Annotated in this window: 19 protein-coding genes; 10 read left to right on the top strand and 9 right to left on the bottom strand. The window is 70.2% G+C overall.

Features of this window, described 5'->3' with window-relative positions; all coding sequences use genetic code 11:
• Positions 1-35: 35 nt before the first annotated feature.
• Complete coding sequence (locus EY822_RS09980) at positions 36-1,652, top strand: dolichyl-phosphate-mannose--protein mannosyltransferase (RefSeq protein ID WP_150308127.1); 1,617 nt, start codon at positions 36-38, stop codon at positions 1,650-1,652.
• Entirely contained in the window at positions 1,649-2,638 is a 990-nt protein-coding gene (locus EY822_RS09975) for a YeiH family protein (protein ID WP_150308126.1), read from the top strand. The genes EY822_RS09980 and EY822_RS09975 overlap by 4 nt, the downstream gene beginning before the upstream one ends.
• 85 nt (positions 2,639-2,723) lie before the next feature.
• Here EY822_RS09975 and EY822_RS09970 read toward each other — a convergent pair whose 3' ends face one another.
• From EY822_RS09970 to EY822_RS09960, 3 genes are read right to left on the bottom strand one after another with little or no spacing between them, the layout of a single operon-like run.
• Entirely contained in the window at positions 2,724-4,166 is a 1,443-nt protein-coding gene (locus tag EY822_RS09970) for an ABC transporter substrate-binding protein (RefSeq protein ID WP_227497184.1), read from the bottom strand.
• Positions 4,167-4,174: 8 nt separating this feature from the next.
• Positions 4,175-5,146: a carbohydrate ABC transporter permease gene (locus EY822_RS09965; RefSeq protein WP_150308125.1), complete on the bottom strand. Its 972-nt coding sequence runs from the start codon at positions 5,144-5,146 to the stop codon at positions 4,175-4,177.
• 8 nt (positions 5,147-5,154) lie between these two features.
• Entirely contained in the window at positions 5,155-6,093 is a 939-nt protein-coding gene (locus tag EY822_RS09960) for a carbohydrate ABC transporter permease (protein ID WP_150308124.1), read from the bottom strand.
• A 193-nt stretch (positions 6,094-6,286) separates the two neighbouring features.
• On the opposite strand from EY822_RS09960, the gene EY822_RS09955 reads away from it, so the two are divergent.
• Positions 6,287-8,536 carry a glycoside hydrolase family 36 protein gene (locus EY822_RS09955; RefSeq protein WP_150308123.1) on the top strand — a complete coding sequence of 750 codons (2,250 nt, stop codon included), beginning with the start codon at positions 6,287-6,289 and terminating at the stop codon, positions 8,534-8,536.
• A 28-nt stretch (positions 8,537-8,564) separates the two neighbouring features.
• Here the strand turns inward: EY822_RS09955 and EY822_RS09950 are convergent, their stop codons facing one another.
• From EY822_RS09950 to EY822_RS09940, 3 genes are read right to left on the bottom strand one after another with little or no spacing between them, the layout of a single operon-like run.
• On the bottom strand, positions 8,565-9,620 hold the full coding sequence (locus tag EY822_RS09950; protein WP_227497183.1) for a LacI family DNA-binding transcriptional regulator: 1,056 nt from the start codon (positions 9,618-9,620) through the stop codon (positions 8,565-8,567).
• Positions 9,621-9,668: 48 nt separating this feature from the next.
• On the bottom strand, positions 9,669-10,973 hold the full coding sequence (locus EY822_RS09945) for a glycoside hydrolase family 27 protein (protein ID WP_319803475.1): 1,305 nt from the start codon (positions 10,971-10,973) through the stop codon (positions 9,669-9,671).
• Positions 10,970-12,196: a Gfo/Idh/MocA family protein gene (locus EY822_RS09940; protein WP_150308121.1), complete on the bottom strand. Its 1,227-nt coding sequence runs from the start codon at positions 12,194-12,196 to the stop codon at positions 10,970-10,972. Before EY822_RS09940 ends, EY822_RS09945 begins: the two co-directional genes overlap by 4 nt.
• Positions 12,197-12,337: 141 nt before the next feature.
• On the opposite strand from EY822_RS09940, the gene EY822_RS09935 reads away from it, so the two are divergent.
• The 6 genes from EY822_RS09935 (at position 12,338) to EY822_RS09910 (ending at position 18,718) form a co-directional block, all read left to right on the top strand.
• Positions 12,338-13,648: an O-acetylhomoserine aminocarboxypropyltransferase/cysteine synthase family protein gene (locus EY822_RS09935; protein WP_150308120.1), complete on the top strand. Its 1,311-nt coding sequence runs from the start codon at positions 12,338-12,340 to the stop codon at positions 13,646-13,648.
• Positions 13,649-13,809: 161 nt separating this feature from the next.
• A complete protein-coding gene (locus tag EY822_RS09930; protein ID WP_406610323.1) occupies positions 13,810-14,310 on the top strand; it encodes a CoA-binding protein in 501 nt (166 codons plus the stop codon).
• Between the two features lie 80 nt (positions 14,311-14,390).
• A complete protein-coding gene (locus tag EY822_RS09925; RefSeq protein ID WP_150308119.1) occupies positions 14,391-15,617 on the top strand; it encodes a type III polyketide synthase in 1,227 nt (408 codons plus the stop codon).
• Positions 15,614-16,318, top strand: coding sequence for a class I SAM-dependent methyltransferase (locus tag EY822_RS09920; RefSeq protein ID WP_150308118.1), 705 nt, complete (start codon positions 15,614-15,616; stop codon positions 16,316-16,318). The genes EY822_RS09925 and EY822_RS09920 overlap by 4 nt, the downstream gene beginning before the upstream one ends.
• Entirely contained in the window at positions 16,311-17,600 is a 1,290-nt protein-coding gene (locus EY822_RS09915) for an FAD-dependent oxidoreductase (protein ID WP_150308117.1), read from the top strand. The genes EY822_RS09920 and EY822_RS09915 overlap by 8 nt, the downstream gene beginning before the upstream one ends.
• Positions 17,597-18,718: an FUSC family protein gene (locus EY822_RS09910; protein ID WP_150308116.1), complete on the top strand. Its 1,122-nt coding sequence runs from the start codon at positions 17,597-17,599 to the stop codon at positions 18,716-18,718. Before EY822_RS09915 ends, EY822_RS09910 begins: the two co-directional genes overlap by 4 nt.
• Before the next feature lie 22 nt (positions 18,719-18,740).
• On the opposite strand, the gene EY822_RS09905 is transcribed toward EY822_RS09910, so the two are convergent.
• Complete coding sequence (locus EY822_RS09905; RefSeq protein WP_150308115.1) at positions 18,741-19,343, bottom strand: Pr6Pr family membrane protein; 603 nt, start codon at positions 19,341-19,343, stop codon at positions 18,741-18,743.
• 558 nt (positions 19,344-19,901) lie between these two features.
• Between EY822_RS09905 and EY822_RS09900 the strand changes: the two genes are divergently transcribed.
• Entirely contained in the window at positions 19,902-20,171 is a 270-nt protein-coding gene (locus EY822_RS09900) for a GlsB/YeaQ/YmgE family stress response membrane protein (protein ID WP_150308114.1), read from the top strand.
• Positions 20,172-20,267: 96 nt separating this feature from the next.
• On the opposite strand, the gene EY822_RS09895 is transcribed toward EY822_RS09900, so the two are convergent.
• The gene (locus EY822_RS09895; protein WP_150308113.1) at positions 20,268-21,317 is read right to left on the bottom strand and encodes an NAD(P)-dependent alcohol dehydrogenase; all 1,050 of its coding nucleotides are present in this window, start codon (positions 21,315-21,317) and stop codon (positions 20,268-20,270) included.
• Between the two features lie 32 nt (positions 21,318-21,349).
• Positions 21,350-23,365 (bottom strand): thioredoxin domain-containing protein, encoded by a 2,016-nt coding sequence (locus tag EY822_RS09890; RefSeq protein WP_150308112.1) that lies wholly within the window; start codon positions 23,363-23,365, stop codon positions 21,350-21,352.
• Positions 23,366-23,451: the final 86 nt, after the last annotated feature.

Here is a 23,451-nt window from a genome sequence, read left to right as displayed (position 1 = left end):
GCACCGGGGCGAGCGGTGCGTGGAAGAATTGCCCGATGCCCGTTCCGAGCGCCCCGGCCGGCACGCTGGCCGCGCCGTCGGACGCCGGGTCGCGACGCGGGCTGCGTTCCCGCCTGAGTCACCGCGTCCCGCCCGCGCTCCGCCACCGGCTCTGGGACTGGGGCGGACCGGCGTTCGTGGTGCTGCTCGCCGCGGTGCTGCGACTGTGGAATCTCGGGACGCCGCACGAGTTGATGACGGACGAAACCTTCTACGTGAAGGACGCCTACACGCTTCTGAACCTCGGCTACGAGTCCGCCTGGCCGGACGACGCCGACGCGCGCTTCGAGGCGGGGAGCACCGACATCTTCACGACCGACGCGTCGTTCGTGGTGCACCCGCCGCTCGGCAAGTGGCTGATCGCGCTGGGGCTCGCCGCGTTCGGAGCCGAGAGCAGCGTCGGCTGGCGCATCGCCAGCGCGGTCACGGGCATCCTCGCCGTGCTCGTGCTCACCCTCGTGGCGCGGCGCCTCTTCGCGTCGACGACGCTCGGCGTTCTCGCGGGCGGGCTGATGGCCGTCGACGGGCACGCCATCGTGATGAGCCGGGTGGCGTTCCTCGACAACTTCCTCATGCTGTTCGCGCTCCTCGGCTTCGCCTGCGTGCTGCTCGACCGACGGAATGCGGCCGCCCGCCTCGACGCGGCCCTGGCGCGCCACTCCACCGAGCGCGCGTCGCCCGGAGCCTTCGGTCCGGTGCTCTGGTGGCGGCCCTGGCTCCTCGCGGCGGGCATCGCGTTCGGGTGCGCCACCGCCGTGAAGTGGTCGGGTCTCTACTTCCTGGCCGCGTTCGCGGTCTACTCCGTGGTCGTGGACATGCTGGCCCGTCGGCGCGCGGGCGTGCCCCTCTGGCTGAGCGGCACGGTGCTGAAGCAGGCGCCGATCACCTTCCTGCACACCGTGCCGGTGGCTCTCGCGGTGTACCTCGTCAGCTACACCGGCTGGTTCCGCACGTCCGGCGGCTGGAACCGCGACTTCGCGATGATCGGCGACAACGCCGCGACCGGTGCCTTCGCCTGGGTGCCGCTCCCCCTGCAGAGCCTGTGGCAGCTGCACGTCAGCCAGTACGCCTATCACGTGAGCGTGGAGGCCGACCATCCCTACAAGGCGAACCCGCTCACCTGGTTGCTCCTCGTCCGGCCGTTCCAGATGTTCTACCGCGCGTCGGAGAACGGGGAGAACGGATGCGAGTTCGCTCGCTGCTCGGAGGCGGTGAGCTCCGTCGCCAACCCGCTGCTCTGGTGGGCCGCGAGCGCCGCAATGCTGTACCTCGTCTACCGGCTCGCGCGCTACCGCGAATGGCAGGTGGGGCTCCTCCTCACCGGCATGGCCGCCGGGTACCTGCCCTGGCTGCTGTACCTCAACCGCACCGTGTTCCAGTTCTACTCGATCGCCTTCGAGCCGTACCTGCTGCTCGGCATCACCTTCGTGCTCGGCCTCGTGCTCGGCTCGCGCTCGGATCCGCCGGACCGCCGCGACGTCGGCATCGCGGCGGTCGTCGGATTCCTCGTGCTCGTGCTGCTCGTGAGCGCCTTCTTCTACCCGATCTGGACGGGCATGCAGGTGCCCACCTGGTTCTGGAACGCGCACAACTGGTTGAGGAGCTGGGTATGACCCGGCTGTCCGGGCTCGCCGTCGCCGCGCTCGCCGCCCTGGCGGCGTGGGGGGTGAGCACCGCGGTGCCCGCCGTGCCGCTCCTCACGGCCGCGGTCGTGCTCGGGATCGTCGTCGGCCAGCTGCCCGCGGCTCGTCCGGCGCTCGCCGGCCCGCTGAAGCCCGGACTCGCTCTGTCCGCTCGACGGCTGATGCGGATCGGCATCGTGCTCCTCGGCCTCAAGCTCAGCCTCGGGGACATCGCCGACCTCGGCGTGCGCGCCATCCTGCTCGTGGTCGCGGTGGTGCTGCTGTCGTTCGCCGGCACCTATGCGATCGCGCGACTCTTCGGCATGCCGGGACGCCAGCCGCTGCTGATCGCCACCGGGTTCTCGATCTGCGGCGCATCGGCCATCGGCGCGATGAGCGGCGTGACCCGCGGCCGCGACTCCGAGTCGGCGACACCGATCGCCCTCGTCACGCTCTGCGGCACGCTCGCGATCCTCGTGCTCCCGCTCCTCCAGGTCGTCCTCGGCCTGTCCCCCGTCGAGTTCGGGCACTGGGTCGGCGCGGGGGTGCACGACGTGGGCCAGGTGGTCGCGACTGCGCAGGTCGCGGGGCCGGCCGCGCTCGGCGTGGCGATCGCGATCAAGCTGACCCGCGTGCTGATGCTCGCCCCGATGGTGGCCGCGGTGTCCGTGCTCGCGCGGCGATCGGAGGCGCGGGATCCGGCAGCGGTCCCGGCCGCACTTCCCCCGGTCATCCCCCTGTTCGTGGCCGGCTTCCTCGCCGCCATCGCGATCCGCACGCTCCTGCCCGTGCCCGAGTCCGTGCTCACCGCCGCCGACGCCGCGCAGACCGCGCTCCTCGCGATGGCGCTGTTCGCGCTGGGGGCGGCCGTGCGCCTGCGAGACCTGTTCGGCGCGGGCGGTCGGGCCATCGCCGTCGGGCTGCTGAGCTGGCTGCTCGTCGCGGCCCTTGCCCTCGGCGCCGTGCGGCTGTCCTGAGCAGCACGCTCCGCTGAGCGCATCACCCCGACGCGACAGGAGGCGGCGCACCCGGTGGAATGCGCCGCCTCCGTCGTAGGGCCCGCTATTCGAGCAGGCTGTTGATCTCGGCGTTCACCTCCGTGAGGCTCGAGACCTCGCGGCTGCCGATGTAGATGCCGTCCATCACCGGGTTGAGGATCGACAGCACGTCCGCCCCGTTCGTCGTCACCGGGAAGAGCACCGTGTAGTCGTTCTCCACCAGGTTGGTGAACGGGGTGACGTCCACGCCGCGCTCGTTGAAGGCATCGATCGCCGCCTGGGTCCCGGCGGGCCGCGCGGGGAAGACCACGCCCTCCTGGCCGATCAGCACCTGGCAGGCGTCGGAGCCGAGGAACGCGACCCACTCGGCGGCCTCCTCCGGCGTGTCGGTCTGCGCGCTGATCGAGTCGCCGAGCCCGTTGTACATCGACACCGGGTGGCCGATCGGTCCGCTGGGAACGCTCGCGATGCCGAGGTCGATGCCCTCGAGCCGGCCGTAGCTGGCGATGGTCCACGAGCCGTCGGGCGAGAGGGCCGCCTGGCCGGAGCCCAGCTGCTGAGCCGGGTTCGGCGACGTGCCCACGCGCTCGAACGAGGGCAGGAAGCCCTTGTCGACCAGTCCGAAGTACCACTCGAGCGTCGCCTGGAGGCGCGGGTCGTCGTAGTTGTATTCGTCGCCCCACACGTCGGCGTTGGTGTACTCCCAGCCGGTGGCTCCGGCGAGCCAGGACCACTGGGTCTGCCCGTGGCCACCGCCGCCCGATCCACCCGACGCGAGGCCGTAGACCTCCACGTTGTTCGGGTCGAACCCCTCCTCGTCACCGCGCACGCCGTTGGCGTCGATCGAGAGGTGCGCGATGACCTCCTCGAAGGTGCCGCCGTCCTCGGGGTTCCAGGTGAGGCCCTCGAGATCCTCCGGCGTCATCCCGGCCTCCTCGAGCATGGCGTTGTCGTAGAACAGCGCGATGGTGTCGAAGTCCTTCGGCATGCCGTACTGCTTACCGTCCTGTCCGACCCACAGGTCGGCGAGACCCTCCTGGAAGCCCGTGGGGTCGAAGTCCGCCGTCGCGGCGAAGTCGTCGAGGGGAAGGATCACGTCCCTCGTGACGAACTCCGGGTACTTGGTGAGGTGGTCGGTGAAGACGTCGGGGCCGGCGCCCGCGACGAGCCCGGCCGTCAACTTCTGCCAGTAGTCCCCCCAGCCGTACTGGGTGATGCGGATCTGGATGTCGGGGTTCTCCTCCTGGAACGCGTCGGCGCAGGCCTGATACCCGGGCAGCTGCAGCGACTCCCACAGCCAGTAGTCGATGCTGGTGCCGGTGGCCGCCGGTCCGGCGCACCCGGATACCGCGATCATGCCCGCGGCCACCGCGGTGCCCGCGACCGCGCGCCAGCGTCGGCGCGTGCGGCGGGCCCCGGGCGCCGGTGCGGACCCGGGTGCCACGGCGGGAGGAGTCGCGGATGCCCTGGCGGAAGGAGTGGGCATGCTGTCGTTCGGAGTGTTCATCAGGAACCTCACTTGAGTCCGGTGAAACCGATGGAGTTGACGATCCGCTTCGCGAAGAGCGCGAACAGAACGATCATGGGCAGGGCGGCGATGAGGGTGGCCGCCATGAGTCCCGCCCAGTCGGGGCCGCCCTGCGGGCTCTGCGCGCGGAACGCGCCGAGTGCCACGGTGAGCACCCGCGAGTCGTCGGTGTACGACACCATCAGGGGCCAGAAGTAGTCGTTCCAGCTGGTGATGTAGGTGAGGATCGAGATCGTCGCGATGGGTGCCGCCGACATGGGCACGATCAGGCTGAAGAAGACCCGCACCTTGCTCGCGCCGTCGACCAGCGCGGCCTCCTCCACCTCGTGCGGAACGTTCAGGAAGAACTGGCGCAGGAAGAAGATCGCGAACGGCGCCATGAACAGCGACGGCAGCATGATGCCGAGCAGGGTGTCGATGAGCCCGAGCTGACGCACGAGGAGGAAGTTCGGCAGCAGGGTGAAGATCACCGGGACCATGAGCGAGAGCAGGAACAGCCCGAAGACGGCGTTCCGGCCGCGCCAGCGCAGGCGGGAGAACGCGTACGCCGCCATGGCGGAGAAGAACACCTGGAAGACGGTCACGCAGGTCGCGACCACCACGGAGTTCAGCAGGTAGCGCCAGAAGTCGAGCTTCGCGCCGGACCCGCCCTGAGCGATGGCCTCGTCGACGGTCTGCAGCCCGAACACCCGCTCGAAGCCGCCCCAGCTGAAATCGGCCGGGAGCAGCGAGGTCGAGTTGCCGTACAGTGCGCCGTTGCTCGAAAGCGCCGTCCGCAGCATCCAGTAGAACGGGAAGATCGTGATCACGAGGATGATGACCATCACGATCCAGGCGATCACCTTGCCGATGCCAACCTTCTTGCGTCCGCGGACGGGTCGCTGGTCGCGAGGGTCGGTCGGGCCGTGCTCGGCGACGACGGTGGCGCCGAGGGGCGCAGCTCCTTGAAGTTGTGTCATGTCGGGCCTCAGTTCAGGTCGGTCTGGCCGGCGCGCGTGATGCGGTACTGGAAGAAGGTCACGACCACGAGGATGGCGAGCATCGCCACGCTCAGCGCGGATGCGTACCCGAAGTCGAACTGCGCGAATGCGTTCTCGTAGATGTACACCTGCAGCACCCGGCTCGCGTTGACCGGACCACCGCCCGTGGTCACCGAGACGGTGTCGAAGACCTGGAACGAGCCGATCACGGAGATGATCAGCACGAGTCCGAGGATCGGCCGGAGCAGCGGGAGCGTGATCCCGGTGAACATGCGCGTCTCCGATGCGCCATCGACCCGCGCTGCCTCGTACAGGTTGGCGGGGATGGCCTGGAGGCCCGCGAAGATCAGGAGCGCCGTGTAGCCCATGTGCCGCCACACGTTCACGAGCGCGATGGTCGGGATCGCCCACTCCTCCGAGGTGAAGAAGCCGATGCGGTCGAGGCCGATCCACTCGAGCATCTGGTTGCCGATGCCCAGCTGGAAGTCGAGGATCCAGAAGAACACGAGCGCCGCGACCACGTTGGAGACGAGGAACGGCGCGAGGATCAGCGAGCGCACGAACGTCGACTGGGTGAGCCGCTGCATCAGCACCGCGATCACGAGCGCCACGATGGTCTGGATGCCGATGTTGAGCACCACGTACCAGAGGGTCACCTGCACGGCGTTCCAGAACACCGGGTCGGCGAACATGCGCTGGTAGTTCGCGAAGCCGATGAGCTGGCTCGGCGACAGGAGGTCCCACGACGTGAAGCTCAGCCAGATGCCGCGGGCCAACGGCCAGAAGTAGAACACGACGAGGCCGATCACCGCCGGGAGGATGAACAGCAGCGCGAGCTTCGTGTCGTCCGGGCGTCTGCGTCGCGCATCGACGCTCGTTCGTCCGTTCGGCGCGCTGTGCGCAACGCCAGGTGAAGTGATGGCCATGTGACTCCCTCGTCAAACGCCTGTGCATCGGGACGATCCCCGACCGGTGCAGGGACCATTCTGGTATTCCGAACGGGTGCTCCGTCAACCTCGACGCGAGTCCCGATACCGAATGGTAACGCTACCAAAGTCGTCGACGGGCCACTAGAGTCGCCGGGAATGCTTCGACCGCCACAACTGCAAGGACGCACACGTGACCACTTTCGAATGGAACAACTCCCGCATCTCGCTCGTCTTCACCGCGGAGGCGGACGGACCGGTGCGCCTCGTCGGAATCACCGACCTCGGCCCGGACGGCGCGGAACGCGCGGAGGATCCGGCGCTCGTCGACCCGATCCGGGCGGCGCGGCAGCCGCTCGTGGAGGTGCTCGCGCCCGCCTACGGGCGCAACAACAACAGCTACCGCTACGACGGCACGACCCTCGGTGCGGGCCTCCGGTATGTGAGCCACGACGCCACCATCGCGACCGGCACCGGCACCGGCATGGACCGGCTCGAGATCGTGCAGTCGCACGCCGAGTCGGGGCTCCGCACGACGAGCGTGTTCGAAGCGGTGCCGGGTGTGCCTGCCGTCCGCAGCACCACCACGGTCACCGTCGACGACGGGTCCGACCCGCTCCTCGTCTGGGCCGTCACCAGTTTCGCCACCGGCGCGCTCCTCAGCGACGCGATCAATGACCTCGACGTCTGGCAGGCGGCCTCGTCGTGGTGCGCCGAGAACCGCTGGTCGTCGAGTCCACTGCGCACCCCGGGGCTTGCGGCGATCGACCGGGAGGCGCGGGGAGAGACGAGCCGCAACCGCCTCGGCGTCACGAGCCTCAGCACCTGGTCGAGCGGAACGTACAATCCGATCGGCGCGGTGACCAACCGGGTCACCGGAGCGGCGCTCGCCTGGCAGATCGAGCACAACGGCGCCTGGCACTGGGAGGCCGGCGAGAACCCGGACTGGGCGGGCGGCGCCGTTCCGATCGAGAAGCGGGTGCGGAGCGCGGAACCCGCGGGCCCGCCGCGCGGTGACCGGTCGCGCGACGGTGCCTACGTCGCCGTGCTGGGCCCGACCGACACCCTGCACGACTGGTCCACGACGCTCGACGGGTCGAACCCGTTCACCACCGTGCCCGCGACCGTCACCGTGGCGGGAAGTCTCGAGGACGCGTTCGCCGGTCTCGCGGCGCATCGACGCGCGACCCGGAGGGCCCACCCGCAGAACGATGCGCTGCCGGTGATCTTCAACGACTACATGAACACGCTGGAGGGCGACCCGACCGAGGCGAAGCTGCTGCCCCTCATCGAGCGGGCGGCGGAGGTCGGTGCCGAGTACTTCTGCATCGATGCGGGCTGGTACGACGACACCGCGGGCTGGTGGTCGAGCGTGGGTGACTGGCAACCGTCGACGGCACGCTTCCCCTCGGGGCTCGCGTCGATCCTCGACACCATCCGCGGGCACGGCATGGTGCCCGGCCTCTGGCTCGAGCCCGAGGTCGTCGGCGTCACGAGCCGTGCCGCGACCGACCTCCCCGACGACGCGTTCCTCCAACGGCACGGTGCGCACGGCAGCGTGCGGGTGCGCGAGCACGACCGGTACCTTCTCGACCTCCGATCCCCGGCCGCCCGGGCCCACCTCGACGCCACCGTCGACCGGTTGGTGTCCGACCTCGGCGTGGGCTTCTTCAAGCTCGACTACAACGTCACCCCGGGTACCGGCACCGACGCGGACGCGGAGTCCGCGGGCGCAGGGCTGCTCGCCCACAACCGTGCACTGATCACCTGGCTGGAGGGCGTGCTCGACCGCCACCCCGACCTCGTGCTGGAGAACTGCGGATCCGGCGCCATGCGCAGCGACTTCGCGATGCTCGGCGTGTGCCAGCTGCAGTCGACGTCGGACCAGCAGGATCCGCTGCTCTACCCGCTCATCGCAGTGGGAGCCTTGGCGCACATCCTGCCGGAGCAGGCGGGCAACTGGGCGTATCCGCAGCCCGACATGGACGACGAGGAGATCGTCTTCACCATGTGCACCGGGCTCGCCGGCCGTCTCTACCAGGCGGGCGTGCTGAGCGGCATGGACGGGCATCGACGGAACCTCGTCGCCGCGGGCGTGGCCGCGCACAAGGCGACACGGCACACGCTCGCCCGCTCGACGCCGCGCTTCCCGCTCGGACTGCCGACCTGGGACGACGGGTGGACCAGCGTGGCGTTCGATGCCCCCGCGGATGCCGGATCGCCGGCCGAGACCCTCGTGCTCGCCTGGCGCCAGGCGCACGCGGACGCGATGGTGGAGCTGCCGCTGCCCTCCCTCGGGAGCGGTGAGGTGACCGTGGAGCAGGTGTATCCGCCGGAGGCCGTCGGCGCGACGTGGACGGCGGAGCGGACCGCCGGAGGCCTGCGGATCGTCGCACCGGGTTCGGGAGCGAGCGCGCGCATGTACCGCCTGACGCGGGCCTGACCAGCGGTGTCGGCTGCGACCGGCGCCGCTAGCGCAGGGCGGCCGGCGGGGCGGTGCTGTCGCGGACGATCAACGACGGGGGGAGCTCCTTGGCGAGGACCGGAGCGCCACCCGCCTCCGCCGCACCGGTCCGTCCGGTGCCATCCAGCTGCGAGCACAGCAGGTCGAACGTGGTGCGGCCGAGGCGCTGGAAGTCCATGCGGACGCTCGTCAACGCGGGAGCCCAGACGGTCGACAGGGGCATGTCGTCGAAGCCGACCACGCTCACGTCCTCCGGCACCCGTCGCCCCTGCTGCCGCAGAGCACTGATGGCCCCCATGGCGATGTCGTCGTTGAAGCAGAACAGCGCGGTGACGTCGTCCCCGAGGAACTCGAGTGCCGCGCTCCTCGCCTCGAGCGGGTCCCAGCCGGTGGGCACGACGTCGGGAACGCGCACGCCGCGTTCCGCGAGCGCCCGCAGATAGCCGTAGGTGCGACCGGATCCGGACGGCGTCGGATAGTCGGCGGCGAGATGGTGCACCGTGGCGTGCCCCTGGTCGAGCAGGTGCAGGGTCGCCAGTCGGGCCCCCAGCTCGTCATCGATGTACACGCGCGGCAGGCCCGACGAATTCGTCCCGGTGAGCGAGGCGGCGACGGCGGGCATCGACGCCGGCAACTGCGCCAGCGCGAGGGAGACCATCCGGTCGAATTCCAGACCGACCACCCCGGACAGCGGCTGACCGAGCACCAGGTCGACGGCGGAGCGGATGTGCGCCGGGTCGTCGCTCTCCACCACGGTGATGGTGACGAGCATGTTCCGCCGACGCGCGGCCTCCTCGATGCCGTGGATGGTGGTCGAGAAGCCGTACCGGGTCGTGTTCCCGGTGAGCACCCCGACCATCCGCTGGCGCCCCGACGCGAGGGCGCGGGCCGCGCCGTTCGGTCGATACCCGAGCTCGTCGATGGCCGCGAGCACTCCGGCTCTCCGCCGTTCGCTCACCTGCTCCGGAGCGTTGAGCACCCGGGACACGGTCGTGACCGACACGCCAGCGAGCTTCGCGACGTCGGCGATACCCGGCGCCCCGCTCCTCCTCGATTGGGCCACGGGCACAGGATAGCGCCCGGCCGCCCCGCGGAGCGGCCGGACATCAGGTCAGTGCTCGAAGCGGAGGAGACGCGCGCCGTGCGCGGGCACGTCGATCTCGAGGTTCACGGCGCCGAGAGTGACGCCCTCGCCCGTCCACAGGTCGACGGCGGAAACGACGTCCCCCGCGGCGACGCCGATCGATGACCGAGGGACGGTCGCGGTGGACCCCTCCTCCCCCGTCCAGAAGATCGCCGCGTACCGGACATCAGCACCGCCCGCATCCTCACCGCCCGCATCGGTACCGACCGCGGTCCACACCACGAGGTCGCCCTCGCGGTACGCCTCGCGGTTGCGCTCCGAATGCTGGAGCACGCGGATGACGTCGGCGTTCGTGAGCAGGTCGATGGTCTCCTGCTTGCTCGTCGGCAGGTCGCCGCCGAACATGAGCGGGGACCGAGACATCACCCAGAGGGTCATGAGCGTGCGCTGCTCGTCGAGCGTGAGCAGGCTGTGCCGGTCGACGCCGCGTTCCGCCCGGATGCCGATGTGCCCGAGGGGCAGCATGTCGGCGTCGGCCCATGCACCCGGCTGCTGGAACGGCGCCCAGCGGGCCATCCGACCGAACTGGTCGTACACGTCGCTCCAGCGGTCCCACAGATCGTCGGACACCCGCCACATGGTGCTGTTCTCGCGCAGGTGCTCGAGGTGCGCCGTGGAGAGACGCGTGCCGGGCGAGAGGCTGAGCGCGATGTCCCCGCCGCTGCGGGCGATGGCGGTGGCGTAGGCCTCGATCTCGCGGTCGTGGTACGGCGCCAGCATGTCGTCCGCCTTGATGAAGTCGACGCCCCACGCGGCGAACTGGGCCACCTGCGCGTCGTAGTAGGCCTGGGCCCCGGGCACGTCATGGTCGAGGCCGAAGTTGTCGGGGTTCCACGCGCAGGTGGATCCCGTGTCGGCGACCTGCGCCGCGGTGTACTCGGTCCCGTGCACCGGCAGGTCGAGCGCCACCGCACGACGCGGTATGCCGCGCATGATGTGCAGCCCGAACTTCAGACCCAGCTCGTGCACGGCGGAGGCGAGCGGCGCGAAGCCCTTGCCCTCCGCCGCCGAGGGGAACCGGTTCACGGCGGGGATCTGACGGCCGAAGCCGTCGAGCTCGACCGGGGGCTCCTCGTTGTAGCCGCCCGCCCGCGCGGTGGGCTCGTACCACTGGATGTCGACCACGATCGTGTCCCAGCCGAACTCGAGCAGGTGCTCGGCCATGAAGCGCGCGTTGCCGAGCACCTCCTCCTCGGTCACCGCCGTTCCGAAGCTGTCCCAGCTGTTCCACCCCATCGGGGGCGTCGCCCCGACACGCGCGACAGCGGTCACGCGGTGGCCTCCGAGCCGCCCGTGAGCGAGGCCGGCACGTCGCCGAAGTCGGGAATGGGGAGACGCTCCCCGTCGCGCTGCGCGGACTCGTAGGCCACGATGCCCGGCACGGTGAACCGCGCCGACAGCCAGGCGTTCACGGGCGGGAGCGTGCGGTCGCGCACGGCCCGCACGAAGTCGTCGGCGAGGAAGTGGTGGGCGCCCTCGTGCCCGTTCCGCGCGCCCTCGAACTCCTGCGGCAGGCGGCTGCGGTCGTGCACCTTTGCCGTGCCGCTGACGAAGCTGTTCAGCAGGTCGGGATCGATGTCCTTGTACTCGTCGGACTCCGGGTCGATGTCCACCTTGGTCTGGAACAGGTCGCCGATGTCGGCGATGGAGTCGCGGTCGCTCTCGGCGGCGCCCGTGGAGGTCTGCTCCATCACGCCGTCGGTGCCGTAGAAGCGGAAGCGGGACTCGTGGGCGGCCGCGGGGTGGCCCACCCGTCGGAACTCGTTGGTGCGCATGACGCCGCCGTCGGCGAGCGCGAACAGGGCCGACATGTTCGAGTAGGTGTTGCCCCACAGCGACACGTCCTTGTCGAACACCCCGTCGCCCCGGTCGTCGGGGATGCCGATGCAGCTCACGCTGACGGCGTGCGAGGGCACGGCACCCAGCACGCCGCCGATGGCGTGCGTGGGGTAGAGCATGGGCGGGTAGCTGGCCGTCGCCTTCCAGGCGTCGCCGCCGCTGAACTGGTAGGCCGCGTAGAACCCGTTGTCCATGTCGTGCACGTAGTCGCCCTCGGAGTAGAAGACGCGTCCCCACGTGCCGGAGGCGATCTGCGAGCGGGCGTAGACCACCGCGGGGTTGTAGTAGCTCGTCTCGCCCATCATGTAGGTGAGGCCGGTCTCCTCCACCTTCTTCACGATGGCCTCGATCTCCTCCACGGAGATGGCCATGGGCACGGCCGAGTACACGTGCTTGCCCGCCTCGAGGGCCTTCAGCACCAGCGGACCGTGCGTCCAGCGCTGAGTGAAGATGGCGACCGCGTCCACGTCGGATTCCAGCAGGGCGTCGAAGTCCGGGAAGGTTCCGGCGAGGCCGTAGCGCTCGCGGTGCTCCTCGGCGCGCTCGGGCACGACGTCGGTCGCGTACACCGCGTCCACGTCGGGGTGCAGTCCGAACAGGTTCATGAAATGGCCGGCGAACTGGCCGGCGCCGACGAATCCGATTGTGATGCCCATGCCTTCTCCTCATCGTTGGGGTCGAGATCAAACAGCATCAAGCCTAGGCACGTCCGGCACGCCGTGCCCGCGCCGCACGTCCGCGACGCCGTGTTACGGGAGCGCCGGGGGCGACCGCACGGCTCGTATAGCGTGATCGACATGGCAGACCGCGAATACGGCTTCAAGACCCGCTCGATCCATGCCGGCAACATCCCCGACGCCACCACCGGCGCCCGCGCCCTGCCCATCTACCAGTCCAGCGCCTTCGTCTTCGACGACACCGCGGATGCCGCGGCCCGCTTCGCCCTGCAGAAGTACGGGAACGTCTACTCGCGCCTGTCGAACCCGACCGTGGCGTCCTTCGAGGAGCGCGTCGCGAGCCTCGAGGGCGGGCTCGGCGCGGTGGCCACCGCCAGCGGACTGTCGGCGCAGTACATCACCTTCGCGTCGCTCGCCGGCGCCGGGGACTCCATCGTGTCGTCGGCGAACCTCTACGGCGGATCGATCACCCAGCTCGACGTCACCCTGCGACGATTCGGCGTGGACACGACGTTCGTGCAGTCGTCGGACCCCGCCGCCTACGCCGCCGCGATCACCCCCACCACGAAGCTGCTCTTCGCCGAGACCGTGGCCAATCCGTCGGGCGAGGTCGCCGACATCGAGGGGCTGGCCGAGGTCGCCCACGCCGCAGGCATTCCGTTGATCATCGACTCGACGATCGCGACGCCGTATCTGAACCGCCCGATCGAGTGGGGCGCCGACATCGTGATCCACTCGGCGACGAAGTTCCTCGGTGGCCACGGCACCACCCTCGGCGGCGTCGTGGTGGAGTCCGGACTGTTCGACTGGAGCGGCGAGCGCTTCCCGCTGTTCGACACGACCGTACCGAGCTACGGCGGCCTCAATTGGTCGGGCAACTTCGGCGAGTACGCCTTCCTCACCCGACTGCGGGCCGAGCAACTGCGCGACATCGGGCCCGCACTCGCGCCGCACTCCGCGTTCCTGCTCGCCCAGGGGGTGGAGACCCTGCCGTATCGGATGCAGGCGCACGTGGACAACGCCCGGACGGTCGCCGAGTGGCTGGACGCCGATCCGCGCATCTCGGCGGTGCACTGGGCGGGGCTGCCCGGTCATCCGCACCACGAGCGGGCGCTCAAGTACCTGCCGAAGGGCCCCGGCTCGGTTTTCAGCTTCGAGATCCGCGGCGGTCGCGCCGCAGGCCAGAGGTTCATCGAGTCGGTCGAGCTCGCGAGCCACCTCGCCAACATCGGCGACGCCAAGACGCTCGTCATCCACCCCGCGTCGACGACCCACGCGCAGTTGAGCGAGGAGCAGCTCGTAGATGCCGGCGTGCGGCCCGGGATCGTGCGGATCAGCGTGGGGATAGAGGATGCCGACGACATTCTCTACGATCTCGATCAGGCACTCGATGCCGCCATGAAGGACGCCGCCACGGGAGGAACGTCGTGAGCTTCGACACGGGTGGGCTCCCGCCCGCCTCCACCACGCACGCGCATCCGGCCGCCACGGCCGACGACGGGGCCACGAAACCGGTGGACGACAGCGCGCAGGGCACGACCACCGCGCAGTTGGCCAACGGCCTCACCTGCGACCTGCCCGCCTCCAGCCCGCTGGCGAAGCTGCTGAAGTCCCAGCGCACCTGGGTGGGGCCCACCGCCCGCGAACGCCAGGGCATCCTCCGCCGGGCGAAGTCGGTGGCGATCGTCGGCGCCTCGCCGAATCCGGCGCGTTCCAGTTACTTCGTCGGCACCTATCTGCAGCAGTCCAGCGACTACCGCGTGTACTTCGTGAACCCCAACGCCGACACCATCCTCGGCGAGAAGGCCTATTCCGACCTCGCGTCGCTGCCCGAGGTGCCCGACATCGTGGGCGTCTTCCGCAAGGCCGGCGACATCCCCGGCGTGGTGGACGAGGTGGTGGCGGCAGGTGCTCCGACTATCTGGGTGCAGCTCGGCATCTGGAACCAGGACGCCGCCGAGTACGCCGAGGCGGCCGGACTGACCGTCGTGATGGACCGGTGCATGAAGGTCGAGCACGCCCGCTTCTCCGGCGGACTGCACCTGCTCGGCTTCGACACGGGCGTCATCTCCGCGCGGAGGGCCGCCGGCTAGTACTCCAGCACGGCCCTGGTAGGCAGCACAGCACAGCACAGCACAGCACAGGCCGGGCGAAGGCGTACCTAGAATGAGGCATGCCCGTTCGCCTGAGGTCGATTGCCACCGCCGTCCCGACGACGGCGTTCGCGCAGTCCGAGATCCGCGACATCTTCACCGCTCAACCCGAGCTCACCAGGCTGGGGCAGCGACTGATCTCCGCCGCGTTCGACGCCTCCGGCATCGAGACCCGGTACAGCGTGGTGGAGGAGCTCAGCTTCTCCGCCCAGGACGGTGAGCCGCAATTCTACGACGCCGGAACCGGCCGCATCCTCTCCCCCGGCACCGGCGCTCGCAACGAGCTCTACATCGAGCAGGCCACTCCGCTCTTCCTGGACGCCGGGCGCCGCGCACTCGACGCCTGCCCCGACCTGTCGACCGACGACGTCACGCACGTCATCACCGTCTCCTGCACCGGCTTCTACGCGCCCGGCCCGGACTACCAGGTGGTGCGGGGGCTCGGGCTGCGCGCCAGCACGCAGCGCTACCACCTCGGGTTCATGGGCTGCTACGCGGCCTTCCCCGCGCTCCGCGCCGCGAAGGCCTTCTGCGACGTCGACCCGAACGCGGTGGTGCTCGTCATCTGCGCGGAGCTGTGCACACTGCACGTGCGCTCGTCCAACGACCCCGACACGATCGTGGCCAACTCCGTGTTCGCGGACGGAGCCGCGGCCGCCATCGTGACCGCTCGGCCGGCGCCTCCCGACATGCCCACCCTGGTCCTCGACTCGTTCGAGACGGTGCTGACGCCGGTGGGTGAGGCGGACATGGCGTGGAAGATCGGGGAGGCGGGCTTCGAGATGGTGCTCTCGGGCTACGTGCCGCGCATCATCGAGGAACACATCCGCGGTGCGCTCGCGCCCCTGCTCGCCCACGATGCCGACCTTCCCGGTCTGCCGTATCGGGACATCGAGCACTGGGCCATCCACCCCGGCGGGCGCAGCATCCTCGACAAGGTGGAAATCAATCTCGGCCTCACCCCGGAGCAGCTCGAGCCGTCGCGGGCGATCCTGCACGATTACGGCAACATGAGCAGCGCCACCGTGCTGTTCGTGCTGAAGCGCATCCTCGAGGCCGCGTCGCCGGCGGAAGCGGATGCGGAAGCGCAGACGGATGGTGTGCGATCCCCCGGATCCGAGCGCGTGTGCGCGATGGCATTCGGCCCCGGTCTCACCGTGGAGACCGCGCTGATGACCCGGGTGCCCGCCGTCGCCGCACGTGCCGGCGCCGACGCGCTGATCTCCAGCGGGGCGTCCGCGGAGTGACCCGAAGCCTCGCCCATCGCGCGGTCGACGAACGGGAGTTGATGGACGACCCGGACTGCGATCCGGCCGCGCTCGACCGCACCTACCGCGCATTCCGCACCGTGAACGCCCTCGTCGCCGGCTGGCGCGCCGTCTATCGGCGATCCCTCCGTCCACTGCTGTCGCCCACCGAGCCCCGCAGCCTGCTCGACATCGGATCGGGCGGGGGCGACGTGCCGCGGGCGATCGCCCGCTGGGCGGCGCGCGACGGTCTGCTCCTCGACATCACGGCCATCGATCCCGATGAGCGCGCGCACGCGTTCGCGACGCGCCAGACCCCGGTGCCGGGCGTCACGTTCCGTCGCGCGTCGAGCGCCGACCTGGTCGCCGAGGGGCGCCGATTCGACCTCGTCACCTCCAACCACCTGCTGCACCACCTGTCGCCCGCCGAGCTCGATGCGCTGCTCGCGGACTGCGAGGCACTCTGCGCCGGACGCGTGGTGCACAGCGACATCGCCCGGAGCCGCCTGGCCTACGCCCTCTACTCGGCCGCCACCTGGCCCGTCGCCCGCGGTACCTTTCTGCACTACGACGGACGGATGTCCATCCGACGGAGCTACACCGCCCCCGAGCTGAACGCGGTGGTTCCACCGACATGGGCGGCGATCCCGATGTTCCCCTTCCGCACGATCCTCGTCCATCCCGCGGCGCAGCGTGCCTGACGCCCCCGCCGACTCGGGCGGCGCTCCGCCCGAGGGCGCCGCTCCGCCCGAGGGCGGTGCTCCGCTCGAGAGCGCCGTTGACAGCGACGTCCTCGTCGTGGGCGCCGGCCCGGTCGGCGTCTTCCTCGCCATCCTGCTGGCCCAGCAGGGGCTGGGCGTCACCGTGCTCGATCGCCGATCGGCGCCGTCGCGATCGTCGCGGGCGATCGGCATCCACCCGCCCTCGATGGATGCGCTCGCGAGCGTCGGCCTCGCGGATGCGGTGCTGAGCGAGTGCGTTCGCATCCGGCGGGGTCAGGCGCGCTTCCGAGGGCGCGTCCTGGGCGACGTGCACCTCGATGTCGCCTCACCCACGTTCCCCTTCGTCGTGTCGCTACCGCAGCACCGCTCGCAGGCGCTCCTCGACGCCCGCCTCGCCGAGCTCGCGCCGTCCGCGATGCACCGCGGGGTGCGCGTGACGGGGCTGCGGCAGACCGACGCGTCGGTGACGCTGACCTGCGTCGGGCCGGACGGGGCGGCTGGGCCGGACGGGGCGGCTGGGCCGGACGGGGCGTTCGAGGTGACCGGCCGGTTCGCGATCGCCGCCGACGGCGCCCACAGCTTCCTCCGGAGGGCCGCGGGCATCCCGACGTCCGTGCGGCGGTATCCGGACACCTACGTCATGGGAGATTTCGCCGACGACACGGGCGAGGGCCCGGTGGCCGTGGTGCACCTCGAATCCTCCGGCGTGGTCGAGTCGTTCCCGCTGCCCGAGCGGATGCGACGCTGGGTGGTGCGCACGACGCACCTCGTGGAGAACCCCACGCCCGTAGGCGTGGCCGCACTGGTGCGCGAACGCACCGGGGAGACCCTCTCGGTGACGAGCAACAGCATGGTGAGCGCGTTTCGCGTGCGCCGGCAGTCGCCCGCGCGACTCGTGGAGGGCCGGGTCGTTCTGGTGGGCGACGCCGCTCACGAGGTCAGCCCGATCGGTGGGCAGGGAATGAATCTCGGCTGGCTCGACGCGGTGGCGCTCGCCCCGGTGCTGGTCGCCGCACTGGCCGACGAGCACCGTGCCGACCTGCACCGTGCCGACCTGCGCCGGTACGAGCGGGACCGGCAGCGGTCCGTCCGCATCGCGGCACGCATGTCGGAGGGGAACATGGCGCTGGGGCGCCCGGTTCGGGGGCTCACCCTCGCCTGCCGGAACGTCGTGCTGCGGGTACTCCTCCGCTCCCCGACCGGCCGGCTGCTCGCCCGCGCCTACGCCATGGGCTGGGCGAAGCGGGGAGGCCGGACGTGAACCGGCCCGGCATGGTCGGGCGGCGGATCGTCCGAACCATCGTCGACGAACTCCGACCCGCCGTCGCGGGTTCGCGCCTGCTCCTCGCCGCGAAGACCGCCCTCGCCGCGAGCGTGGCATGGCTCCTCGCGCACCTGCTGCCCGCCGAGGTCGATCAGTACTCCTATTACGCGCCGCTGGGTGCGGTGATCAGCATGAGCGCGACGCTCGTGGGGTCCGCGCGCACCAGCCTGCAGACCCTGAGCGGACTCTCGATCGGAATCCTGCTCGCCTGGGGCGTCGTCGCCCTCGATGGACCGCGTTACATCAGCATCTCGCTGGTCATCGCCCTGGGTGTCGTGATCGGCGGCATCCGTCGGTTCGGCGCGGGTGGCGAGTACGTCACGGTGGCCGCGCTGTTCGTCCTGGTCATCGGTGGTGCCGAGCCCGGGGTGTATTCCTTCTCCTACCTCCTGCAGATGGCCGTCGGGGTGGCCGTCGGACTCGCCGTCAACGCGATCGTCGTCCCGCCGCTGCATGGGGCGGCGGCCGACCGGAAACTGTCGAGCTTCCGGGTCACCCTCGCCGGGTATCTGGACGACATGGGCTCGGCTCTCGTCGAACAGTGGCCCCCGGAACACGCCGAGTGGGCCGGGTCGGCCGCGGGTCTCGCCGCGGTGGGGAGCGACGTCCGGGAGGCCATGCAGACGGCGGCGGAGAGCCGGCGAGCCAATCTCCGGGCGCGCCGCCATGTGCGCGACGTGCAGGCCGAGCGCCGCGACCTCGAGGTGCTCGAGAATGTGAGCTTCCACATCCGCGACATCAGCGAGACGCTCGCGAGCGCCGTCTGGGGTTCGCCGTTCACGGTGACCGTGCCCCGAGAGCTGGCCGAGCCGCTGAGCGACTCGCTGCGCACCGCGGCCGAACTGCTGCGGGCCTGGGAAACCGGGGACGATGAGGCGCAGAGGCAGTCGGATGCCGAACGAGCGCTGGACGTTCTGCTCGAACGATTGGGCGAGTACCAGAGCGCGCACAGCGGCGTGCTCACGGGCGTCGCCTCAGTGGCATTCGACATCCACCGGATCGTGCAGGGCATCGTCCCGCGACTGTCGACCGGTCGGGAACCCCAGGACGGGTGACCGGACGGATCTCGACCCGGTGCTACCGGCTCCCGCGGCGGCGAACGCGACGATCGGACCGGCTCAGCACGATGGCGGCCGACGCCACCCCGATCACGAAGAGCGCGATCCCCAGCACGTACAGCGCCACGCCGCCCCAGCCACCGGATTCGCCCGGCACGAGGAACGGATACGGATACCAGCCGCTCAGGACGCCACGACCCACCGTGAAACCGAGCCACACCAGCGGATAGACCACCACGAGCCAGAGCCCGCGCCAAGGCACCGCCGTCCGCCCGGGTGCGAACAACCAGTCGAGCAGAATGAACAGCGGGGCCATCACGTGCAGCACCTCGTTCGGCCACGGGACCGCCTCGTACGCGGGGACGCCGGTGCCGCGCAGGAGCACGGCATAGACGACGCCCGTGACCGCGGCGTAGGCGACCGTCGCCATCCGGGCGCTTGTGAAGAGGCCGGGCTCGGGACGTCTCCGGAGGAGGAGCGCCCCACCGAGGAGGAGTGCCACCACGTTCATCACATTCGTCTGCACGGTGAAGTAGGCGAAATAGGCCGACGGCTCGAACACCTCATGATCGATCGCGTCGGCGACCTGGGTGGCGATACTCGCCACGATGAGCGCAGCCATGCCGATCCGCAGAACCCCGAAAACGACGGCGGACCGGGGACCGCTCGGCGAGTCGGTGAACCCCCGCGAACCGGTGAATCCCCGCGAACCGGTCAACGCCTGAGGACCGGTGAACCTCCGGGAACTGGTGGACCTCCGCTGCACCGCTTCACCCTAACGTTCCGACGCACGCGGGGTAGGTTGGGGGGCATGCCCCGCCCCGCGCGAACCGATCGCTCAGCATGAATGCGCCCCGGCCCGAGCTCGTCCGCTTCGTGCTCGTGCTCACCGTCGGCATCGTACTCACGCTGGGGGCTATGCTGTTTCACATCACTCCCCTGGTGCCGTGGCTGGTCATCGGTACATTAATCTTTTCGATCCGCATGTGGTCGATTTATCGCCGGTCAGACCGGAATTAGAAGATAACGATTGTTATTCTTTTCGGCCCTGTGAGAAATCTTGGGCTTTGCTTGGGATGTTCTGCGTGCCAGTGTTGGAGAAGCGAATCCCCACAACCGGGGGCCGCGACTGCGAAACCCGACTCGGGGTCGCGAATTATCTGCATAGGAGTTATGTCACATGGGCATCATTGGTTACCTGATCCTCGGTCTGATCGCCGGCGCAATCGCGAAGTTGATCCTTCCGGGTAGGCAGGGCGGCGGGTGGATCGCAACGCTCGTCCTCGGCGTCATCGGAGCTCTGCTCGGCGGATTCCTCGGTTCGCTCATCTTCAACCGCGGCATCGAAGAGTTCTTCGACCTCGGCACCTGGGCCCTCGCCATCGGTGGAGCGATCATCGTTCTGCTGATCTACGGCCTCGTCACCGGACGCAAGGGTTCGCGCGCGTAACACCCCGCACCCGCACACGAAGGCCCCCGGAGTTCGCTCCGGGGGCCTTCGTCATGCGCCGGGTGATCGCGGGTCCGCAACCACCCGTGCTGCGAGTCAGCCGGCGATGGTCGACGTGTCGATGACGAACCGGTAGCGCACGTCGCTCGCGACCACGCGCTCGTACGCCTCGTTCACCCCATCGGCCGTCACGACCTCCACGTCGGCGCCCAGTCCGTGGGCCGCGCAGAAGTCGAGCATCTCCTGGGTCTCCCGGATCCCGCCGATGTTCGATCCGGCGAGGCTGCGGCGGCCACCCACGAGCGAGAAGACACTGAGGCTCTGGCGGTTCTCCGGCAGTCCGACGAAGACCATCGAACCGTTCCGGGTGAGCATCGACAGGTACGCGTCGATGTCGAGGTCGGCCGATACCGTGCTGAGGATCAGGTCGAAACGCCGGGCGTTCGCCGGAAAGGTGTCGGGATCGCTCGTGGCGAAGTAGTCGGTGGCGCCGAGACGCAGGCCGTCGTCGCGCTTGGAGAGCGTCTGGCTGAGAACGGTGACCTCGGCGCCGAGCGCCGCGGCGATCTTCACCCCCATGTGGCCGAGTCCGCCCATGCCGACCACGGCGACCTTCGTGCCGGGACCCGCGCCCCAGTGCTTCAGCGGCGAGTAGGTGGTGATGCCCGCGCAGAGCAGCGGCGCGGCGGCGTCGAGCGGGATGCCGTCCGGGATGCTCAGCACGTAGTTCTCGTCGGCGACGATGCCGGTGCTGTAGCCGCCGTAGGTCTCGTCGCCGCTGTAGTCCCGACCGTTGTAGGTCGCGACGTTGCCCTTCAGGCAGAACTGCTCCTCCCCTGCTTCACAGTTCTCGCAGGTCCGGCAGGAGTCGACGAAGCAGCCGATACCGACGCGGTCGCCCACCCGGTGCCGCGTCACCCCGGCACCCACCTCGACGACGGTGCCGGCGATCTCGTGGCCGGGCACCATGGGGAAAATGGCCGCGCCCCACTCCTCGCGCGCCTGGTGGATGTCGGAGTGGCAGATTCCGGCGAAGGCGATGTCGATGCGCACGTCGTGCTCACCGACATCCCGGCGGTCGATGGTCGTGCGCTCGAAGCGTGCACCCGCGGATGCGGCGACGAGGGCGGGAACGGATGTGGGCATGGGAAAACCTCCGGGGAAACGCGTGGAAGCTCTCAGGCTACGACGGCCTCGAGCGCCGTGCGGAGCGCCACCGCCTCCGTGACGGGCAGGCGGCAGACGAAGTCGCGGCACAGATACGCGGTGGTCTCGCCCCCGACCGCGGCACGGCCGTCGAACAGCTCGAAGCCGGCGGCGGAGAACGCCTCCGCCTGAGCGGCGGTCACCGCCGCGGTGACCGACCCCGCGCCGAGACCGGCACCGAATGCCGAGCGGGCCACGTCGAGCAGCGGGTCGACGGCGGTCGGAGTCGCGGTCGACGTCGACGTCGACATCGGGGACGGCAGCACGACGACGAGCTGGGTCGGCTGCACCGTCAGGTCGATGCTGGCCTCGAGCGCCGCACCGAACGACACCGGGCGCTGGGCCGCGGCCGGGGCTGCGAGACCCAGCGCGGCGCGGGCGGCCGCGGCGTACCGGGTGTCCGCGGTGAGCAGGGAGAGGCGGGCGCTCGCCGACGCGCAGGCGCTGAGGCCCGACGGGTAGGCCCCCTCGCTCAGGTCCACGGTGAGCGCCAGCCCGAAGGCCGCGAGCGTGGGATCGCCGCCGGTGGGCGGCGCGAACGGGGCGGCGGGGTTTCCAGTGAGGGTGGCGTCGATCAGGCCGCGCGCGGCCTCGGCATACGAGACCTCTCCGGTCGCGAGGGCGAGGTCGATGAGCCCGCCGGCGAGCATGCCGAAGTCCTCGAGGGTGGCGGTCGCCGACGACGCGCGGCCGTCGAGCGAGGCGCGCAGCAGCGACGCGTATCCGTCCGCCGAGGCGTTCGGATGAGACGTGTTCGGCGCGGAGATGTTCGGTGCGGAGGCGTTCGACGCGTGGGTGCCGAGCACGAAGTCGGCGGCCCGCCGTGCCGAATCGAGCCAGTCCGGGCGATCGAGGGCGGCGCCCGCCCGCGCCAGCGCTCCGAGAGCGAGCCCGTTCCACCCGGTGAGCACCTTGCCGTCGAGCGCGGGCGGTGACTGGCGCGTGCGACCGTCGGCGTCGAGGGCGTAGTACCCGCCCTCCACCCGCACGCCGTCCACCATGCTCTCGGAGTCCTGCGCCGAGGCGAAGCCGCCCTCCGGACGCTGCAGAACGCCGGTGAGGAAGTCCGCTATGCCCGTGACCGTGTCGGCCTCGGCGCGGGGGTCGCCGATGCTCCGCTGCAGCAGCCGGGTGTAGGCGTCGAGCAGCAGGGCGTTGTCGTAGAGCATGCGCTCGTAGTGCGGCTCGGTCCAGTCCTGCCGCGTGGAGTAGCGGAAGAACCCGCCCTCCACCGGGTCGCGCAGGTCGGACGCCGCCATGAGTCGCAGCGTGCGCTCGGCGAGCGTCAGCACCTCGCGGGAGCGCTCCGGGGGAAGGATGCCGCTGCCGCCGAGACTCTCGAGCAACAGCAGCGTGGGCGCCATCGGGAACTTCGGTGCGGTACCGAAGCCGCCGAACCGCTCGTCCTCGTAGCCGAGAAGTTCGACGGCGATCCGCTCGTAGTCGCCCGGGCCGGGGAGCACGTCGCTCGCGGTGGCGAGTCCGGCGGCCGCCGCGGTCAACGCCTCCGAGAGCCGGGCGGCGTTGTCCTCGACATCGCCGCGGCGATCCCGCCACGCCTCGGACACCGCATCGAGCACCTGACGGAACGACGGATGCCCCCCGCGGGCCTCGGGCGGGGAGTACGTGCCCGCGTGGAACGCCTTCCCCTCCGGGGTGACGAACACGTTCAGCGGCCAGCCGAGGTTGCCGGTGAAGGCGCTCGCGGCGGCGATATAGGTGGAGTCGACGTCGGGATGCTCCTCGCGGTCGACCTTGATGGAGACGAAGCGGTCGTTCAGCACCTCGGCGAGCGCCGGGTCGCTGAAGCTCTCGCGCGCCATCACATGGCACCAGTGACAGGTGGAGTAACCGATCGAGACGAGGATCGGCACGTCGCGGCGGGCGGCCTCGGCGAACGCATCATCCCCCCAGGCGAACCAGTCGACCGGGTTGTCGGCATGGCTGCGGAGGTACGGACTCACGGCGTCGACGAGTCGATTCGGCATCCCTCCACGGTACGCCGGGCGCGCGCCGATCTCACCGGCGGAAATGGAATCGTTCGCGGATCGAGGGACGCCGCGTGGGCTTACGA

It is taken from the genome of Planctomonas psychrotolerans, from assembly GCF_008642235.1.
Taxonomy (GTDB): domain Bacteria; phylum Actinomycetota; class Actinomycetes; order Actinomycetales; family Microbacteriaceae; genus Planctomonas; species Planctomonas psychrotolerans.
Note: the sequence above shows the minus strand (reverse complement) of the source record. Positions and strands in the feature narration are given on the sequence as shown.

What these genes read in the sequence shown, in the direction of transcription:
- EY822_RS09960 (WP_150308124.1), bottom strand. Translation starts at nt 6,093, where the DNA reads ATGGCCATCACTTCACCTGGCGTTGCGCACAGCGCGCCGAACGGACGA.
- EY822_RS09980 (WP_150308127.1), top strand. Translation starts at nt 36, where the DNA reads ATGCCCGTTCCGAGCGCCCCGGCCGGCACGCTGGCCGCGCCGTCGGAC.
- EY822_RS09905 (WP_150308115.1), bottom strand. Translation starts at nt 19,343, where the DNA reads ATGGCTGCGCTCATCGTGGCGAGTATCGCCACCCAGGTCGCCGACGCG.
- EY822_RS09940 (WP_150308121.1), bottom strand. Translation starts at nt 12,196, where the DNA reads ATGGGCATCACAATCGGATTCGTCGGCGCCGGCCAGTTCGCCGGCCAT.
- EY822_RS09965 (WP_150308125.1), bottom strand. Translation starts at nt 5,146, where the DNA reads ATGACACAACTTCAAGGAGCTGCGCCCCTCGGCGCCACCGTCGTCGCC.
- EY822_RS09975 (WP_150308126.1), top strand. Translation starts at nt 1,649, where the DNA reads ATGACCCGGCTGTCCGGGCTCGCCGTCGCCGCGCTCGCCGCCCTGGCG.
- EY822_RS09925 (WP_150308119.1), top strand. Translation starts at nt 14,391, where the DNA reads ATGCCCGTTCGCCTGAGGTCGATTGCCACCGCCGTCCCGACGACGGCG.
- EY822_RS09935 (WP_150308120.1), top strand. Translation starts at nt 12,338, where the DNA reads ATGGCAGACCGCGAATACGGCTTCAAGACCCGCTCGATCCATGCCGGC.
- EY822_RS09970 (WP_227497184.1), bottom strand. Translation starts at nt 4,166, where the DNA reads ATGAACACTCCGAACGACAGCATGCCCACTCCTTCCGCCAGGGCATCC.
- EY822_RS09895 (WP_150308113.1), bottom strand. Translation starts at nt 21,317, where the DNA reads ATGCCCACATCCGTTCCCGCCCTCGTCGCCGCATCCGCGGGTGCACGC.
- EY822_RS09890 (WP_150308112.1), bottom strand. Translation starts at nt 23,365, where the DNA reads ATGCCGAATCGACTCGTCGACGCCGTGAGTCCGTACCTCCGCAGCCAT.
- EY822_RS09900 (WP_150308114.1), top strand. Translation starts at nt 19,902, where the DNA reads ATGGGCATCATTGGTTACCTGATCCTCGGTCTGATCGCCGGCGCAATC.